This is a genomic window from Brevibacillus sp. IT-7CA2 (genome assembly GCF_949767855.1).
Taxonomy (GTDB): Bacteria; Bacillota; Bacilli; order Brevibacillales; family Brevibacillaceae; genus Brevibacillus.
The window spans coordinates 116045-135647 of sequence record NZ_CATKQT010000054.1 but is presented as its reverse complement, the minus strand read 5'-3'; the positions used below and the strand labels follow the sequence as shown (position 1 = coordinate 135647).

Annotated in this window: 10 protein-coding genes; 9 read left to right on the top strand and 1 reads right to left on the bottom strand. The window is 42.1% G+C overall.

What is annotated here, in order from left to right; translation table 11 throughout:
• The first annotated feature begins 70 nt into the window (after nt 1–70).
• Complete coding sequence (locus ACM6JA_RS29440; RefSeq protein WP_414855261.1) at nt 71–4576, top strand: S-layer homology domain-containing protein; 4506 nt, start codon at nt 71–73, stop codon at nt 4574–4576.
• 76 nt (nt 4577–4652) lie between these two features.
• Here ACM6JA_RS29440 and ACM6JA_RS29435 read toward each other — a convergent pair whose 3' ends face one another.
• Complete coding sequence (locus ACM6JA_RS29435; protein WP_106779554.1) at nt 4653–5312, bottom strand: YigZ family protein; 660 nt, start codon at nt 5310–5312, stop codon at nt 4653–4655.
• A gap of 272 nt (nt 5313–5584) precedes the next feature.
• Between ACM6JA_RS29435 and ACM6JA_RS29430 the strand changes: the two genes are divergently transcribed.
• The 8 genes from ACM6JA_RS29430 to ACM6JA_RS29395 all read left to right on the top strand — a co-directional run bounded on the left by ACM6JA_RS29430 (nt 5585) and on the right by ACM6JA_RS29395 (nt 19594).
• Nucleotides 5585–6793: a TolC family protein gene (locus ACM6JA_RS29430; RefSeq protein WP_414855260.1), complete on the top strand. Its 1209-nt coding sequence runs from the start codon at nt 5585–5587 to the stop codon at nt 6791–6793.
• A gap of 447 nt (nt 6794–7240) precedes the next feature.
• Nucleotides 7241–10396 (top strand): S-layer homology domain-containing protein, encoded by a 3156-nt coding sequence (locus ACM6JA_RS29425; protein WP_414855349.1) that lies wholly within the window; start codon nt 7241–7243, stop codon nt 10394–10396.
• Nucleotides 10397–10519: 123 nt separating this feature from the next.
• Entirely contained in the window at nt 10520–12775 is a 2256-nt protein-coding gene (locus ACM6JA_RS29420) for a hypothetical protein (RefSeq protein WP_414855259.1), read from the top strand.
• 127 nt (nt 12776–12902) lie between these two features.
• Nucleotides 12903–13586: a tetratricopeptide repeat protein gene (locus tag ACM6JA_RS29415; protein WP_414855258.1), complete on the top strand. Its 684-nt coding sequence runs from the start codon at nt 12903–12905 to the stop codon at nt 13584–13586.
• A 25-nt stretch (nt 13587–13611) separates the two neighbouring features.
• The gene (locus ACM6JA_RS29410) at nt 13612–15888 is read left to right on the top strand and encodes an O-antigen ligase family protein (protein ID WP_414855257.1); all 2277 of its coding nucleotides are present in this window, start codon (nt 13612–13614) and stop codon (nt 15886–15888) included.
• A gap of 187 nt (nt 15889–16075) precedes the next feature.
• Nucleotides 16076–17140 carry a Gfo/Idh/MocA family protein gene (locus ACM6JA_RS29405; RefSeq protein ID WP_414855256.1) on the top strand — a complete coding sequence of 355 codons (1065 nt, stop codon included), beginning with the start codon at nt 16076–16078 and terminating at the stop codon, nt 17138–17140.
• Entirely contained in the window at nt 17121–18254 is a 1134-nt protein-coding gene (locus ACM6JA_RS29400; protein WP_414855255.1) for a DegT/DnrJ/EryC1/StrS family aminotransferase, read from the top strand. Before ACM6JA_RS29405 ends, ACM6JA_RS29400 begins: the two co-directional genes overlap by 20 nt.
• Nucleotides 18251–19594, top strand: a complete 1344-nt coding sequence (locus tag ACM6JA_RS29395; RefSeq protein ID WP_414855254.1) for a nucleotide sugar dehydrogenase — start codon at nt 18251–18253, stop codon at nt 19592–19594. Before ACM6JA_RS29400 ends, ACM6JA_RS29395 begins: the two co-directional genes overlap by 4 nt.
• Nucleotides 19595–19603 lie beyond the last annotated feature (9 nt).

Sequence of the window (19603 nt, the reverse complement as noted above, 5' to 3'; positions counted from 1 at the left end):
AAGTATAATGCCCGATCTTTTTTTGAGCGGGACAAATAAGTAATTCAGAATAATATGGAGAGGTGAAAAAATGAACAAGTCCTATCAACAATTCCGTCGCTGGCTGGCGATGTGCCTGGCGATGATGCTGATTGTTACAGGTATTTTGCCTGCCGTACCTGCTTTTGCGGCACTTGGTTCCAACTGGAATACTGGGGCTGGTATCAAGACGCCAACTGACTATCTTGCGACTGGTAGCGGTAACGGTTATGCGTACAGTACCCCACTCAAGACCAAATCGAAATTAATATATGGTGTCGAGCTTTTTTACAAAGATACCTCGAAAAATGGTCAAGGCGTTGATGTATCAATTGATGGGGTCCCCCTTGCGAATAACCAACTATTCGCAAATGACAAAATTGTACTGCCAGATTTTCAACTGAACAGCAGTGGGGCAGTGACTAAAGTTACGGTAAGACCAAAAGTAACGCTAGATCCAACAAACGATACAACAGAAATCTACTTTCAGTACACACCAACCCCTTCCGCTTCGGGAACAGGCCCGCTAAAGTTCACGAATTCTGGGCAAGGTGAGCATCAAAGCGATCCAAAAAAGGTAACAAGTCGAACAGTAACGGGCTTGCCATACACCTATAGCATCTCAGCCGCAGTGGATAAAACACAGGCTGTCGAAGTCCAAGTAAACGGAGTGACCGTTCGAACTGTAAATGGAGCAGGAGGCGTATTGCCAGATATTGATTTATCTCCTGGTCTGAATGCTGTACAGCTTTATGCACCGAATACAGGTGAGCGTGACGTTATTTATTACGAGTACAACTCGCAGAATAGCCCGATTTCGATTACAAACTTTTCAGGTGGAACGACAGCCTATAACCCAGTAGTTTATGGCGATTCCACAATCACACTGATTGGTACGTATGGCAGTGGTGTAACCGGAAGCAGCTTGCGAATCAAGCTGATTACGAACAACGGCCAGACCGTCCAGGATTTATCGAATACTGCTCCATCAATTAACGGAAGCACTTTTACATTTAGCAATATCAGCCTGAAACCAGGTCTGAATCAAGTCGCCTTCTATGAAAAGGTGGGAAATGTAACAAAAGAGCACTACCAGTTCTTTGTTCAATACAACAACACACCGCTCGTTAGTGATTTGAAAGTAAATGATACGGCACTGAACGATCCGAATGTCACTTCGAGTCCGACTTATATCACAGTTCCTTCGACCAACCGTCTGAATTTGAACATGGACGGAAAAGCACTCAATGCAGATACTGTTGAAGTGAAAAACCTGCGTACAGGTGATGTGGTTAAAACGCAGGTGAACCGCACTGGATCTTTTGGATTGACTGTACCATCGCAGCTTGGTGAGAATACTTTGGAAATCAGAGTATTTAACCAAAATAAGGAAGTAGGAACATTCGTCCGCAAGCTGTTGGTTACCACTACATCATCCGGAAGCTCTGATCAGTTTTACAAAGTAATGCTGGGTGGAGTGTCACTACAGCCGAACCAACTATCAACGGTAACAGGTGCAACGTATTCTCCAGCCATGACACTGAATGGTGCGGCACTTTTGAAATTTGTAGATATTGCTGGTGAGCAGCAGTTCCAGGAATTCAAGGTCACGATTTCCGAAGGTGGAAGTAAGACTGAATACAAGAGTGGAAGTGGATTAACATTTACACCGATCGGCAATCCGCAAAGCGGCTTTACCGAGTATGCGGTTACTCTGCCGGTACCTGCCGGAGTCTTCCAAGACGGAAAAACGTACAAAGTATCGTTGAGCTACCAGTACCTGACAAAAGCATCGAATAATACCGTAACATCTCCATCTGGATTTATTAATGTTGCGAACTACGAGTACGAGTTCAAGTACTTGGACAGCACGAAGCCAAACATTACAAAAGTGATCAATTTGGCTAATGCACAAGAGTTGTCTCCAACGGCTGCAAATACGATTGTTACTTCGCCGCTGGAATTGAAGGTCGTCACGCAAAATATCTCGAATCCAAACTCTACTGTAAACATTACCTACAACGGACAAACACTGGCGGCAGGGACTGACTATGTTATCCAGGCAGGGTCCGATGGATTTACACTTACGCTGAGAAAGTTACCACAGGGTCAGGGTAAATTGGTAATTGGGTATAATGGCGGTACAGTATCGACATCTGCTGCGTATACACTGGATATTCGTATTACTCCATATGCACAAATCACCTACGTAGATGCAACTGGACAGGTTCGTAGCTTCGAAGACGGATATCAAGTGAAGAGTGAGAACGATATCCGAAATCTTGACGGGAAAGTGTACAACTACGTATTGAAGTCGGGTAATATTGAGGCGACGTTGAACGGAGCAACTATCAACATTACCGATATCGATACCAACAAGGGCACATTCTTGATTCAAAAAGACCAACTCGCTTATAAAAAGGGCAACAACGTCCTGAAAATCACGTTAAAAGACGATCCAAAAACCGTTTTTACCTACAATGTTTCGTATAACACATCCAAGACGCCATCTGTGGAGGATGTGAAGCTGGAGATCATCTCCAATGGTAAAACCGAAGAGCTGATGAAAAAAGCTGGAGACCCAGCCTATAAGACGGGTGCCAACTTCTTGAGCAGCCTGAGCTTTACCGTAAATGATGCGACACATGTATATATCGAAAAGAACGGAAAACGGATCAATGATTTCCGCTACAAGAGTGGGGATTGGGATCAAGACACGACGAATCAGGAATACGTAAAGACTCGTCTGGAAGCAGCTTTGAATAACGATTTGGAAGACCTGTTCGATGAGCACAACATTGATTCACAGTCTCGTTCCCGATTTGAAGGGAAAATGAGCACGAAGAAATATGGGGATCTTGTTGAAGAAGTACAAGATGCTGTAACCGATGCGAAAGATCAGGAACAAAAACTGGCGCTCTTCCCTCTGACTCTGAAAAAGGGTGGAACAACGGTCTACACAATCGTAGCAGAAGATGACAATGGTACTGTCATTCGCTATGACATCAACATCGATCAGAAATATTCCAGCTGGGAAGTTCTGTCCCCAGTAAAAGCAAAAGAAAACGATCCATACATCATCGTTAATAGCAACAGTGCAGTTGTAAAAGTGTTTGCGGAAAATGCGGACAAAGTATTGTTCGGCAAAACAGAAGCGAAAGTAACGAATACAACAAACCCTGACTTCTATTACGACGATGACCAAGGAAAAACAATTCCAGAAACCTACTACGTGTTTACATCTACAGTTGCACTTAAAAAAGGTTTGAACACAGTGAAATTTTCGGTTGTAGTAGGCGATAGCACCTATAAAGACGAAATCAAGATTTACAATGCGAGCTCGAATGTAAATGGTGCTGAATATCGTGATGTATTAGGGAAGAAAGTAGCGTTTAGCGTATTTGATAAGCAATTTGATCTGAAATTCCCGAAAGGTACCGTATTGCTGTCGCCAGATGACAGCCGTGCTGGCCAAGAAGTGAAGAATCCAAACGGAGACATTTTTGTCGATGTGCCTCTCTATTTTGGTATGGCAGACCGAACAACAGGACAAGTAACCATTGAAGAAGATAATTTGGAGGACAGGCTGGTACTCGAATCCAACTTTAACTATGCAAGTCCGTTGTACTATGTCGATGCAGGTGACACAGAGGCTCCTGGTGGACGTGATCCATACTACGATGAAGGCGATGCTCAGGACTTTAAGAGCCGTTGGCAAGACAATCTGGTTCCGAGTCTCCGTGGAACACTTACTATCAAGTATGATCCATCGATCGTAAATGCTGCGAACAACATCTTGACCATTTACTATCACAATGGTGACGAGTGGAGAAACATTGGTGGTGTAGTGAATACTGGCGCGAAAACCGTACAGGTACCGTTTGCTGGATTTGGTTACTACATGGTCATGAAAACAAGAGAATCCTACGATGATGTCATTACCCATGATTTTGCTCGCGATGCGATTGAGACCTTGTATGCAAAAGGAATCATGCCGGCATACAGCGGAAGCAGTTTTGGTGCAAACCGTGACATGACACGCGGTGAATTTGCAACGATGCTGGTAAAAGCGTTGGCACTGCCAATTAACGCAGGTCCATATAAGGATAGCAATGAGCGTGATCCGTTAGAACCAACCTTCACGGATGTCCGTCCTAATCGCAATACGTGGGATTATGAGTACAAGTACATCGAGACGGCTGCTCGCGCTGGGATTATTCGTGGAAAACAGCCAGGCTACTTCCGTCCAGACGACTCTCTGACGCGTGAAGAAGCAGCAATCATGATTGCGCGTGCACTTAACATGAAATTGGCTACGCTCGATGCATCCAAAGTGGCATTGAATAAAATGTTTACAGATGCGAAAGATGTAAGCTACTATGCAGCTCCATCTGTGCTGGCTGTCAGCAAAGGTAAGCTTATGAACGGTGAAGTCGATGACCCATCCGTGAAAAAGCCAACCTACAGCTTCAAGCCAACTCATAATTTGACTCGTGCAGAGATGGCTGTTATCACAGTACGTGTGATGGTCCAACTCAAAAAACTACCTAAGCAGTAAGTGAATATATTTCGCTATATATAATAGAAGAAAAGCTGAAGAGGTCATCCGCCTCTTCAGCTTTTTTGTTGAGAAATTACTCTTCTTCCACATCTCCGACCGCGTCCACCGGAACCTCCACATATTCCTTTTCCCCGAGCACAATCTGAGCTTGTCCATTTGTCAAATCAACCATTCGCGCGACGAACTCATCCTGTTCACCCTCAGGAATCAACACATGCGCCGTAACCTTGTCTGTAAAATCCGTACCACTTACGCGATGTTCGCCCAGACGCAGTTCGTTTTCCACCTTGCCCCACCACGTATAGTCGACACTGACAGAAATGGTTTGATGCAAGGTATGCACCACGATCTTCGCAGCCTTTAGTGCAGTGACCGTTCCAGCTGTATAAGCCCGAACGAGTCCGCCAGCCCCTAGCTTGATTCCGCCGAAATAGCGAGTGACGACCACGACCGTATCTTTCACACCGTTTTTCTTAATACACTCGAGAATCGGTTTGCCTGCTGTACCGCTGGGCTCGCCGTCATCACTCGAGCGCTGAATCTGATCGTTTTCGCCAATGACAAAAGCGGAACAGTTATGGGTAGCGTCCCAGTGCTTCTTTTTAATCATCGCGATAAACGCTGTCGCTTCTTCCTCGGTTGTAACCCGCTGGGCATATCCGATAAAACGGGAGCGTTCAATAACGATATAATCCTCACCGTAGCCAGCGATCGTTTTGTATTGGGTAAGCATCGTACAATCACCTCAAGAAAAGGATAGCATGCCAAAGAAATGTTGGCGAACACTGAAATGTTTTTGACACATAATCGTAGTACTCTATGTGGTGCATGTGGAATAAAAAAGGAAAGGGAGGAGCTACCTATGATTCCCTTATGAAAATGCTGGTATGGCATATTTTTGCGTGTGAGAAGTATAACTCTGTGATATAGTGATCTTGGGACAAACCACATATTTAATGTGGTTAATAATTTTATGCTCAATATAAAATAAAGGAGTGGAATTCAGTGAATTTTCCATATTCGAAAAAGAAATGGATGTCCATCAGTTTGGCGGCAGTATTAACAACAGCACTAGGCGCAGGAAGCTTGACGGCATTTGCGAATACAGGCTCCGATCAAACTAAGGCACCTACGACTGTACAAGCATCAAATGATAAAACAACAGCACAAACCGGTACAGAGAGCCAGTCTACTCCTGAGGCTGCTACAAGTGATGACCTGACTTTGGAAAAAGCCGTTGAACAGGCTCTGAAGTCAAATGCTAAGCTTAATGAGACACGTCTGGATGCAAAAAATGCAGACATTAATCAGTCACTTACTTATGTGAGTAACTCTGAAATGCCAAGCAGTACAATTGAGACGCTGGAAGATGCACAACGCAAATTTGTGACAAACGAGAATGGGAAAGTGAACAAAAAGCTAAATGCACTGTATGTAAAATCAGCTGAAGCAAAAACAAAGCTAGGGGCACAAGATGTCTATTACAAACTGATTTTTGCTCAAGATGATTTAAACTTGAAGAAACAAAGCTTGGCGCGTTCAGAAGCACAGCTGGAGGTAGCAAAGGCTGCATTCGATGTGGGAACGAATGCAAAAACAGATGTTTTGGAAGCAGAGATGGGAGTAGCAGCGGCAAAAGCACAATTGAAGTCTGCAGAAAACGCTGTAGAAATTGCCCTCATGAATCTGAATGACTTCCTTGGAGTAGATTTAAATCAAGAATGGAAGCTCATCACATCGAATAAGCAAACGGCTCCTATTAAGCTAACGCTTGAGCAAGCCAAGCAGCAGGCACTCACTAACCGGGTAGAAATTACGAGAGCAGAAGAAGAGCTCAAGCTGGCTGAACTGAACGTGAAGCTGATCGATGAGTATTTGGCTGTATCTACTCTTCAAGGTCAGCAGGCGCGCAACAATGTGGAAAAAGCTAAGCTTTCCATTGATGAGCAAAAGCGTGTTGTTACCAAAGATGTAACAGAAGCATATCTCAACCTGAATGCGGCAAGAGAAGCGATTGATTTCCGCAAGTCTGCAAAGGACTCTGCTGCGGAGAGCTATCGCCTGAAGAATCTACGCTTTGAAAATGGCCTCGCAACTACTTTGGAGGTTATCCAGTCCGAAGAAGCATTGTCTACCAGTGAGAACGAGTACCAAAAAGCTGTTTTGACATACAACCTGGCCGTTGTAGCTTTTGAAACAGCGCTGGGTAACTAACTGGAAACAAGATTTGTAAGCTTTTGAATCAAATTGGAAAAAGGTTCAGTCGTGACAGCCCGCCATATCTCCCCTATAATACGGATTGTGGCGGATGTCACTTCGTACATAACTGACAGGTGAATAACGAACCACGAAAAAAACTTTAATTTTTTTTCGAAGGCGCCGCAACTTTTGATTCGCTCAGGCGTTTAATAGGATGTCACACGAAAAACGGGGAATTGTGTAAAAAAGATTCACGAATTCTAGCAGTTGTGTTACACTAGTGATTGTTGCATTTTACACAATACTGAATATACTAGAGATTTTTAACACAAAAAGCGAGGCTTTCCTGCGAAAGGAGGTGACACGCGCTTGCAGGATTCGGGCTTTAAAAAGAAAGATAGATTAACAACAAATATTCCCCAAGAACAATTTGTTTATACTAGAGGAGGAGAACACAAGGTTATGAAAAAGGTCGTTAACAGTGTATTGGCTAGTGCACTCGCACTTACTGTTGCTCCAATGGCTTTCGCAGCAGAAGAAGCAGCAACAACTACAGCTCCAAAAATGGACGCTGAAATGGAAAAAACCGTAAAACGTCTGGAAGCTCTTGGCCTGGTAGCAGGTTATGGCAACGGCGATTACGGTGTAGACAAAACTATCACTCGTGCAGAGTTCGCTACTCTGATCGTTCGCGCTCGCGGACTGGAGCAAGGTGCGAAATTGGCACAATTCAGCAATACTTATACTGATGTTAGATCTACTGATTGGTTTGCTGGTTTCGTAAACGTAGCTTCCAACGAAGAAATCGTAAAAGGTTTCCCGGACAAATCGTTCAAACCACAAAACCAAGTTACTTATGCAGAAGCAGTTACTATGATCGTTCGTGCACTGGGTTATGAGCCATCCGTTAAGGGTGTATGGCCTAACAGCATGATCTCCAAAGCTTCCGAGCTGAACATTGCTAAGAGCATCACTACTCCTAACAATGCAGCAACTCGTGGCGACATCTTCAAAATGCTCGACAACGCTCTTCGTGTAGACCTGATGGAGCAAAAAGAATTCGGGACTGACGTTCGTTATGAAATCACGAATGAAAACCTCCTGACTAAATACCTGAAAGTTACTGTTCGTGACATGGAGTGGGCTCAAGAAGCTGGTCGCGATGGCGATGACTTGCCATTGGTAACAAACGTACCTGCTATCGGTCTGGGCAAAATCAAAGCTAACGAAGTAACTTTGAATGGTAAAGATGCTGGTATCGGCAACACTACTTACAAAGTAGCTGACGGTATCAACTCTAACGAATTCGCTGGTCAACACGTACAAGTGTGGATCAAAGACGACCGTGAAGACGTAATCGTTTGGATGGAAGGTTCCACAGACGAAGAAGTTATCATGGACCGTGTGAGCGAATGGGAACTGAAAGGCAAATCGTTCACCGATGCTAAAGATCTGAGCAGCTCCGATCTGAAAGATCTGAAACTGGTTCTGGATGCTAGCGAGAAATCCTACCGTCTGAACAAAGACACTGTTGTTACTTACAACTTCAAACGTTACACTGATGCAGTTGACGGTTTGAAAGAAATCATCAAAGATGGCGATGGCTTCACTTTTGGTGTGAAAGTTGTTCTGGATGACAACAACGAAATTGCTTACATGCACGTAATCGACGATCAAACTATGAACCAAACTGACGAAGGTCGTAAATATGGTTCTGAAGTGATCAGCAAAGTCGATGTTGAAAAGAAAAAGATCACGAACATTGACAACGACAAGTTCAATGAGCTGGAAAACAAAGATGAAGGTAAAGACTTCCTCGTATTCGTCAATGGTAAACCAGCTAAATTCAGCGATCTGAAAGAAAACATGGTTTACAGCGTTTACTATCCAGAAGGTGACGAAGACAAGTTCCTGATCTTCGCTACTGACACGATTGTAGAAGGTAAAGTAGACAAAGTTGTTATGCGTAACAGCAACGACTACCGTCTGACTGTTGGAGACAAAACATACCGTATCTACAAAGGTGCTACTTACTCCGATAACGGAAACAAAGACGTTGAAGATACTGATGGATCCAACTGGGATCTGATCAAAGATCTTGACGGCGAAACAGTAAAACTGTACCTGGATGCTTCTGGTCGTGTTCGTCACGTAACTACTAAGGATCCAATCGACGATCGCAAACAAAAAGCAATCGTTACTCGTGCAGCTTACCTGGACTATGGTAAAGACAAATGGCAATTCACTGTATTGACTCAAAAAGGCAAAAAAGTGAATGTTGAGTTGGAAGCTGAAGACATCTATGATGTAAACGGCAAAAACTTCGACAAAAACGGTAACGAGAGCGAACTGGAAGACCTTCTCCAACCTAAGAAAGACGACAGCAACGTTCTGCTGGAAGTTGAACTTGACAAAGAAGGTAAAGCAGAAAAAGTTCGCATCCTGAAAACAGATCTGATCCGTTCTTCTGGAGCTGAGTGGGACAAAATTGCTGACGAAGACGACGAAATGGTTGACGACTACGAAGTAAATGATGATACTGCTATCTTCAACATGACTGGTGAGATCAAAGACGCAAACAAACGTCCTGAACTGAAAAACGCTAAAGCTGCGAAGTTCAAAGACATTGCAGACGAATCCGATCTGACTGTATACTACACAGTTGACGAAGATAAAGATGAAGTTGAAGCAATCTTCGTAGTTGAAGGTGACGGTTTGGGTGGCGATGCCCAATACGGTATGGTTTGGGATTACGGAAGATCCGGTGGAGATGACACTATCCAAGTTCTCACTAAAACCGGTGACAAAGTCGAATTGAAAACTTACCCATTGGACAAAGATTCTGAAGATCTGAAAGACGATCGCGGTATCAAACGCGGCGACTTCATCGCATTCCAATTGGATACTAACGATGAAGTAGTTGTGGACGATGTTGTTGAAGTAGTTAACAACAACCTCGAAGATTCCGACGAGAAAATGCTCGCTAAGATCGCTGACGAAGACGAGTGGAAAGATGCTAGCATCGACAAAATGAAAGTGGGTCTGGTATCTAACGTAGATGGCAACACCATCACTGTTAAAGATGCTGACGACAAAAAATCCACTATCTCCACTAAATCTTCCACTGCATTCCTGGACATCTTCGATGATCTGGAAGGCGTAGACGGCGTGAGCAAAGGCGACTACATCGTTGCTATCGATAGCTCCGACGTTTCTGGTAACAAATACGACTACGTATTGATCATTTCCGACGAAGATGAAGTAGACAAAGAAGGTTGGGAAGATGAAGCGGAAGCGTTCTTGAAACAAACACCTGGCAATGGTGGCGAAAACCCAGGCGGTAAATGGGATGCTATCGCTGATAACGCAACTGGTAAACAGTTCGCTATCGGTCCAGTAAACTCTTACTCTGTAACTGTAGAAATCAAATCCGGTAAAGAATCCGAGATTGACAACGCAGTTATCAAAGTTGGCGGCGAAACCTTCACTGGTAAAGTAAGCAACGGAGAAATCGTATTCGAATTCTCTACTGACAAAACAGATGCTACTTCTGGTGTAATCACTGTAACAAGTGAAAAAGGCGAAACCGACAAAGCAAACGTAACTTTCAAAAAATAATTTTGTGAGTTAAAGCCTTTTACGTGAGTCGAGCAGCGGAGGGAGTGACCTCTCTCCGCTGTTCATTACATACTCACTCACAAAAAATAGAGACTTCCTATCAAACTTACGGAGGGGTAGTACGTGAATAAAAAAGTAGCTCTTTCCATCCTTTCTGCTACAGTAATTGCTAGCATGGCTTCTTCCGCTTTCGCAGCACCAAAATCTGGTGTTTACCTGGGTGGAGATGTAGACAGATACTATGAATTGCGTGACCTGTTCAACCTGACAGATGCAGGTAAAACAAAATTTGCAGCTGACATGGGAGTAACTTCTTTCGACAAACTGATCTACGTTGACTTCGACGGTAAAGGTGCAAGCCTCCGCGAAATCATGAACGGTGAGTTCAGCAAAGTTAAAAGAGACCTGAAAGAGACTGATTTCGAAGGCGTTTATACGAAATCTAACCTCGATGGTTCTAACGGTGCAACTTACGATCCTCGCAAAGATGCAATCGGTGGTCCAGCGGGCGAACTGAAAGTTGAAGCAGTAGACGCTCTGAACGCGAAAGAAATCGTAATTGATTTCGATGACGAGTTGGATACAGTAACTGCTGAAGACGAATCCAACTATGAAGTGAAAGTCAACAACTCCGTAGTAACTGCCTTTACTACAACTGTTGATAGCACTGATAAAACGAAAGCAGTTATCGCTTTGACAAACCCACTCAAAACTGGTGACTACGTTTCCGTAACTGTTAAAAAGACAGTTCTGAACAAAAACCTGAGCGGTTTGGAGAAGGATGAGACGAAAACACTCTCCTTCGTAGATACTGCTGCTCCAGTTGTTAAGTCTGTACAAGTTAAAGGTAATGACGTAGTTGTTTCCTTCGACGAGTATGTAGGTTCTATCGGATTGATCACAATTGATAACAAAAACGTGAACGTTCCTTCTACTAACCCTGCGGTTAAAGAAATTACGCTCACAGGTGCTGCTACTGGCTTGACTGCTGGTCAACACACTATCGCATTTGCTAACGTGAAGGACATTCAAGCTCCTACACCTAACAATGCATCTTACCTGACAAAAACATTTGAAGTTACTGTCGATGCAGCTGCTCCTACTGTAACAAAAGTAGAAGCTGCTGGTGAGTACAGATTCAAAGTAGTATTCGATAAAGAAGTATCTGTACCGAATGCTGTTTCTGTTAAGAAGAACGGCTATGCTTTGATTTCTACCATCACACCTGTAGACGGTGCTGGTACGGATGATGAGTACTATGTAACTGTAGCTGACAACGGTCAAGTAAAAGTATATGGTGATACTGAAACCACTACTAATCTGACTGTAACAGTTAACGGTTTTAAAGCTCTGAACAACAACATGTTTGGTAACGAGTTCACTTCCACTGTGACTCTGTCTAAAGATGGTGCAGCTCCTTCAATCGTTAACCGCTTCAGTAAAGTAGTTAACAAAGCAGCGACTGGACCAGCTAACGAAGTATTCCAAGTTCAATTCTCTGAAGAATTGACCACAACTGTAGACGCTACTAAGATTGTCTTGAAAGACAAAGATGGCGTGAAAAAGGCGATTACTTCTGCTAATGTAGTAGCTGATGCTAACGGCAAAAATACTATCGTTGAAGTAGATGCTAATTCCGTTGAAACAGGAACAGCTGGTGTTATCGACGCTGGTACTTACACAATTGATTTCGGAGCAGGGGCTGTGAAAGACCTTGGTCAAAATCCTAACGCTGCTGCTTCTGTAAGCATTGTTAAGTCCGGTTCTGCTCAAGGCGAAATCGATTTGACTTCTGCTATTTCAGTTGCTAGCAATGTAATTACCATCAACTTTGGTAAAGACATGGTTCCAGCTGCAGCTGTTGCTTCTAACTACAAACTTAACGGTGAAGCGATCAAAGCTAATGCGATCTACTTCGACGGCAGCAAGACAACTGTTAAAATCGAACTGCAAGACGAGACAATCGCTTCTAACGGCGGTGCGTTGCTGTCCATCGCTGATAGCGTAGTTGCTGTAGATGGTAGCAAGCTGAACGCAGCTAGCAAAGACATCGTTGTTAATGGCTTCACTGACAACGTAGACCCAACACTCGTTTCTGCTAAGAAAGAGTCTTCTACTTCCTTGGTTCTGACTTTCAGTGAAGATGTTGTAGTTGCAAATGACGCTGCTCATTTGGACGACTTCGTTGTTAAAGTTAACGGAACTGTTGTTGCTCCAACTGCTATTGCAGGTGGCACTGACAAGAAAGTAACTTTGACTCTACCTGAGTACAACACTACACAAACTGTAACTGTTGCTACTTACAAATCTGACCTGAACACTAAAGATGGTCAAGATAACACGCTCAAAGTTAACACAACACCAATCACTGCTAACTAATGAGCATTAAAAAGAGCCTAGTAATAGGCTCTTTTTTTTTGTTTTCAGCAACTAATTAATAGGAATGTGCTAATATAGAATGGTATCTGAGTATTGTATTTTCTAGAATATGGAGGACCTAACGTTCATGAAGTACGTACATTTAGTGGGTGTATTCCTATTGTCTTTAGCAGTTATTACTGGATGTGCAAAGGAAACCGAAGCACCTACACCTATAGCTCAAGAAAAGAAGTCTGAAACTTCAAATCCTGTTAAGGAGAAGTTTGATGCTGCATTAGCTCTTTACAATTCTGAAAAAATGGATGAAGCAAAGTCAGCATTTGAGGAATGTGTAAAGCTTGACGCTTCAAATGGTATCTATGAGTACTACCTGGGTAATATTTCTCGAAAACAAAATGATCTCAGTAAAGCACTGAGTTATTATCAAAATGCAGTCACAAAGTCACCAGACATGATCGAAGGCTACAACAATATTGTAGCAATTCAAATGTTTAATCAAGATTTCGAGAATGCGCTTCTCACAGCTAACAAGGGTCTTCAAGTAAAGCCGGATTTTGCAGATCTTAAATTTAAGCTTGGACAAATTTACTTTGTTCAAAATAAATTTGAAGAGTCAGTAAAAGTCTTGTCGGAAATTACGAGTGATCCTAAGTATTTTGAAGCTTATCGTTTTATCGGATTCGGGTATATGCAATTGAACAAAAAACAAGAAGCGGTAACCAATATGAAAAAATACTTGGAACTTGCTCCTGAGGGAACAAATACAAAGGTTGAGGTCGCTAACATAGTAAAGGAACTTGAATCTAAATAGGAAACAAGCAAGCCGGAGGTCTAAAATGCAACAATTAGTGAAATGGGGGCTATTTGCAGCTTTAGCCCTCCTGTTTTTATGCACGCCATATCTTCGAGGGCTATTTTTTGATACTGATTTTTATTTAATGGAAGTAAGTCTAATTCTACTATTTCTGATCACAGCCCTATGGATGATCAGGAAAAACCAACAATATGGACATTTAATCTATTTGATTGTATTTTTTATTCCATTAACTCATGTGTTATCACTACTCGGTGCAGAGACTCCTATGGGAGCTTTGGACAACTTATTTCGTTGGTTGACCTACGCGATTCTTTTTATCATGTTAATTTGGTTACGACAGATCGACCACAATGATAAAGTGGAAAAGCTGCTGCCAATCGTTTTTAACGCAACGGGCGTATGGATTAGTTTTTTTTCGCTTGCTGGTTTTTGGAATTGGATTGTATTTAAGGATATAGTCCTTTCGGGAAGGTTGGCAGGGCCACTCCAATATCCCAATACATTTGCTACGATTATCTGTGCATTTTGGCTGTATGCTCTTGTCTATTTGGCAAAAAAAGAAATCAAAGTCTTTACTACACTCTTCTTCAGCTTGCCGTTGGTAGCATATGGCGTTTGTTTTTTCTTATCGTACTCACGTGGGGCAATGGTCGTTTTTCCTGTGGCGTGGTTCATTGGAGTACTCCTTCTCAAGGGCAAGGAACAAATTCAATACCTTGCATTTACTGTTTTCTCTCTAGTCGCTTCACTTCTAGTGTTTCAAAAAATGACTGCAGCTGGGTCTGAAAACGTAGATGATGTAGGTTTACTTGCATTCGTTGTGGCAAGTATTCTCGTAATGGTACTGGTGCTGCTTACACAAAGGATCGTTAAAAATAGTAGTTTTATGAAAGAAACGAAGAAACCTCTGATTCGCTTTGTATTGCCTGGTTTTATTTTATTAGTTGGGTTATTAACTTTGTTGGATTTCAAAAACCAAGGCTTGTTATATCAGGCTATGCCTGAGTCATTGCAACAGCGAATTACTGATATTAACTTGGGTACTTCTAGTGTATTAGGAAGAACCAATATGTATATGGATGCTTTTGCAGTGAGTAAGGAGGCCCCTGTATTCGGTTTTGGTGGCGAAGGATGGAGAGTAGTTTATCCTGCTCATCAAGAGCTTCCCTACTATAGTAATGAGGTCCATAACGGTTATTTGGAGATATTGCTTAATACAGGATGGTTGGGGCTCATTGTTTTCATTGGCGTGATAGGCTTTCTGGTAGTAAAGATACTCATTCGCATCAAGAGAGAACAAGAGGATGATAGCGATTCGACTATCGCAGTTGCCTCCCTAGTATCCTTGTCCATTATATTGATGCATGCTTTCATAGATTTTGATTTCTCTTTTGGTACGGTATGGTTTATAGTTTTCTGGCTGATAGCAATTGCAGTACCATTACAGTCAAAAGATACGAATCCAGCCTTCCAATACTCGCGGTTCTTGATCGCTCTTATCGCTGTTTGTGTAGGAATAGTCGGTGTATATTCGGGAAGGATTCTCTTTGCACAAAACACTATTTCTGCGTTAACAAGTGAAGTAGATGTAGAAGCTGCACAACCGATATTGGAGAAAGCAGTTAAGCTAAACCCTTATCATACGGAATATGCGATGAACCTGGCTAAAGTGTATGCGACGAAGTATACACAGTCACAGCAGAGCGAGTGGAAATCTAAAGCAGAAGCAACATTAAATAGTATTGAGCAACTCGAACCCAAGGCGTCAGAGGTTTTATACAAGATCGGCAATGTATATCTCTTCATGAATGATTGGGTAAAAGCCGATCAATATTTCCAAAAGGCTTGGGAGCAAGATCATTTTAATGTTCACTTCTATGATGCAAGTATTCAGGTAAATGCACAGGTTGCATTTCAATTGGCAAAACAAAATCAAAAAGATCAAGCAGCAGCACTTGCTGGGAAGGCTTTAGATAAATATAAGGATTACGTAAGTCGGATAGAACCTTTCAAGGAAGAGGCAATCCCTGACAAGCGGCCATTAGATTTGAATACCTATACGTATTTTTATCTTGGGCAAGCGAATATTATTTTAGGGAACTACGCAGATAGTCTTGAACAACTTAAATTGGTTACTGATCCGAGTATTACACTCGAAGTGCAGGCTCTCATGATCATTGCATATGAGAAGTTGGGGCAAAATAGTGTAGCAATCGAATTGACTCAGAAATTACAAGCACAGTCCCCGAATTATAAGCAGCTTTTGGATGACTATCGGGCAAGGTTACTGAAATAGATAGGTAAGGAAAAAGGATGTTGAAATCATATCAACATCCTTTTTTATCGTAATGGAAACTATGTATTTGTCGACTTCTGTATAATAATGAAACTTATATTTGCTGTGATATGATGTTATTCTACAAATATATTTTTGTTTCATTCATGGTATAGTAATACAAGAAGAATAGAATGGAGATAGAATCATGATACATTTCGCCATAGTAGGCTGCGGCCACATTTCAAAGAAACACATTGAGGCGATCGAAAATGTCGAAAACGCGAAACTTGTCGCAGTTTGTGATACGTCGGTTGAGAGATTGCAGGAGACTTGTGAAAAATATCAAGTAAGTGGGTACAAAGATTTAGGCGAAATGCTGGAAAAACAGCCAGAAATAGATGTTGTATGCATCTGTGTACCAAGTGGGCTGCATGCAAAATTGGCAATTCAAGCGGCTAATGCTAAAAAGCATCTGATCGTAGAGAAACCAATCGCATTGACTATTCAGGATGCGGAAGCGATTGTACAAGCATGTAAGGGCAACGACGTAAAACTATCTGTCGTGCACCCAAATCGATTTAGACCTGCCATTATGGCTCTTAAGAAAGCAATGACAACTGGCCAATTTGGAAAGATAAGTCACGCTAATGCAACGTTACGGTGGAATCGTAACCAAGCCTATTACGATCAAGCAGCGTGGCGTGGAACGAAGGAAATGGACGGCGGAGTTTTAATGAACCAAGCTATACATAATTTAGATTTACTATTGTGGTTAATGGGGCCGGTGGAAGAAGTACAAGGATACTCTGCAACACGTCTTAGAAATATAGAAGCTGAAGATGTTGCAGCCGCAACAGTTCGATTCCAAAATGGGGCATTAGGGATCATCGAGGCTGCTGCTACTATATTCCCAAAGAACTTCGAAGAGTCCCTCAGTATTTTTGGTGAGAGCGGAACAGCTGTTGTATCTGGAACTACAGCTAACTGGATCAAGCATTGGGAATTTGAGTCTCTTCCAAAGCAACATGCAGAAGCGCTCATTCAAGAGGTTGAACAAGATCCATATGGTACCCCTGGGCAGGAAGAAATCATTAGAGACATGGTTGATGCAATTCGGAGTGATCGGGACCCAGTTGTAAGCGGAGTAGATGGGCTAGAGGCTTTAAAGCTTGTATTAGCAATCTATAAATCAGCAGAACTAGGAAAGCCAGTCAAATTAAATGAACGAGTAGAAGAGGAGAATCGTCAATATGAATACAACCACTCATAAGGTACCATTGCTTGATTTGGTAAAGCAATACAGAAGCATCGAAGCTGAGATAAAAGCAGCTGTTGATGATGTATTATCGAGTGGCAATTATATTATGGGTAAGCATGTTGCTGACTTTGAGCAAAAGATGGCAGATTACTGTAACGTAAAATGCGCTATCGGAGTTGCAAATGGTACAGATGCATTGCTTCTCGTACTTGATGCACTTGGAATAGGACCAGGTGACGAGGTTATTACTACACCGTTCACTTTCTTTGCATCTGCGGAAGTGGTTTCTCAACTAGGTGCTAAACCGGTATTTATTGATATCGATCCAAAAACATATAATTTTGATGTAAGCAAGCTGGAGGCAGCAATAACGCCAAATACGAAGGCAATCATTCCGGTACATATTTTTGGACAACCTGTAGATATGGACGAAGTATTGGCACTGGCTAAAAAATACAATTTATATGTTGTCGAAGATGCGTGTCAAGCAATTGGCTCAAAATACAAGGAGCAAAAAATCGGTTCATTGGGTGTCGCCGGTTGTTTTTCATTCTTTCCAACGAAAAATTTGGGGGGATATGGAGACGGCGGTATGATCGTAACAAATGATGAAGAACTGGCCAAAAAAATAAAAATTCTACGCGCACATGGTAGCAATCCCAAATACTATCACTCCATGATCGGTTACAACAGTCGATTGGATAGTCTGCAAGCTGCAATGCTGAACGTAAAGCTTGCCTATATTGATCAGTGGAATGCAGCTCGTAGACAAAAAGCAGCTGTTTATAACGAGGCACTGAAAGATTTGCCTATACAGGTTCCTTTTGAAAAAGAGAACCGCTATGCAGTTTATCATTTGTACATTATTCAAACAGACCTTCGTGATGAACTAATGGCCTTCTTGCAAGAGAAAGGTATTTCTTCTGGTGTTTACTATCCTGTCCCACTGCATTTGCAAGAAGTATATAAAGATTTGGGCTACGATAGAGAAAGCCTGATTGAGTCTGAAAAAGCCGCGAAGGGTACTATGGCTTTGCCACTTTATCCAGAAATGACTGAGGAAGAGCAACAGTACGTAATTTCTGTTGTGAGAGAATTTTTCGAGATGAGAGGAGCAACTTCATGAGTACCATGCTAGAGAATACGATATCTCCCTTAGCCGAAAAACTGATTAGAAAATTAGAAGAAAGAACAGCAGTCATCGGTGTGGTAGGATTGGGCTATGTTGGTTTGCCTCTGGCAGTAGAGAAAGCAAAAGCTGGGTTTCAAGTAATTGGATTTGATGTACAATCTGATAAAGTTGACATGGTCAATAAAGGGATTAATTATATCGGGGATGTACTGAACGAAGACCTTTTGTCTACTGTAAAGGCAAAAAAGTTGAACGCTACTGCTGATTATTCTTTTATCCATAATGTAGACGCGGTGGCAATATGCGTACCGACTCCTTTAGATAAGTATCATCAACCAGACACGAGCTATGTTAGCTCTTCGGCACGAGAAATAGCCAACCATTTGAAGCCTGGTATGCTTGTTGTGCTTGAGAGCACTACTTATCCAGGGACAACTGAGGAACTAGTAAAGCCAATTCTTGAAGAATCGGGTTTAAAATGTGGAGTGGATTTCTTTTTAGCATATTCACCGGAGCGGGTAGACCCAGGAAACAAACACTATAACACAAAAAATACTCCTAAAGTCGTTGGGGGTGTTACACCCGAATGCGCAAGAGTTGCTGCTACTATGTACCAGACTGTACTTGAGGGAGAAATACATGTCGTATCTTCTCCAGCAGTAGCTGAGATGGAAAAAATTTACGAAAATACATTTCGTCATATTAACATTGCCCTTGCAAATGAAATGGCGGTACTTTGTAACAAAATGGGGATAGACGTATGGGAAGTAATTGATGCGGCAAAAACAAAGCCTTATGGTTTCATGCCATTCTATCCTGGGCCTGGTTTGGGAGGACACTGCATCCCTATCGATCCATTCTATCTTACTTGGAAGGCTCGTGAGTATAACTACCATACTCGTCTTATTGAGCTCGCAGGCGAAATTAACAATGCGATGCCAGAGTTTGTAGTAAATCGAGTAATGAAGATTTTAAATCAAGAGCGAAAATCATTAAGTGGTTCTACGATTTTAATACTCGGTGTAGCTTATAAAAAAGATATAGATGATTATCGGGAATCACCCGTTCTTTCTATTATTTCACATTTAGAGTCACAGGGGGCAACTTGTATCGTCGTTGACCCAAACATTCCAGTATTCAAACATCAGGGTAACAAAAAAGAAACCGTTAATTTGACAGATGAAGTGCTGGAGCAATCTGATATTGTATTGTTAACAACAGAGCATACAGCATTTGATTATCAATTAATCTCTGAAAAAGCAAAGATCATTTTTGATACGAGAGACGGAATGAAAGACAAAGAAAAAATTCAGGGAAAATATTACCGATTGTAGGTAGGAGCT

What these genes read in the sequence shown, in the direction of transcription:
- ACM6JA_RS29440 (WP_414855261.1), top strand. Translation starts at nt 71, where the DNA reads ATGAACAAGTCCTATCAACAATTCCGTCGCTGGCTGGCGATGTGCCTG.
- ACM6JA_RS29435 (WP_106779554.1), bottom strand. Translation starts at nt 5,312, where the DNA reads ATGCTTACCCAATACAAAACGATCGCTGGCTACGGTGAGGATTATATC.
- ACM6JA_RS29425 (WP_414855349.1), top strand. Translation starts at nt 7,241, where the DNA reads ATGAAAAAGGTCGTTAACAGTGTATTGGCTAGTGCACTCGCACTTACT.
- ACM6JA_RS29415 (WP_414855258.1), top strand. Translation starts at nt 12,903, where the DNA reads ATGAAGTACGTACATTTAGTGGGTGTATTCCTATTGTCTTTAGCAGTT.
- ACM6JA_RS29410 (WP_414855257.1), top strand. Translation starts at nt 13,612, where the DNA reads ATGCAACAATTAGTGAAATGGGGGCTATTTGCAGCTTTAGCCCTCCTG.
- ACM6JA_RS29405 (WP_414855256.1), top strand. Translation starts at nt 16,076, where the DNA reads ATGATACATTTCGCCATAGTAGGCTGCGGCCACATTTCAAAGAAACAC.
- ACM6JA_RS29400 (WP_414855255.1), top strand. Translation starts at nt 17,121, where the DNA reads ATGAATACAACCACTCATAAGGTACCATTGCTTGATTTGGTAAAGCAA.
- ACM6JA_RS29395 (WP_414855254.1), top strand. Translation starts at nt 18,251, where the DNA reads ATGAGTACCATGCTAGAGAATACGATATCTCCCTTAGCCGAAAAACTG.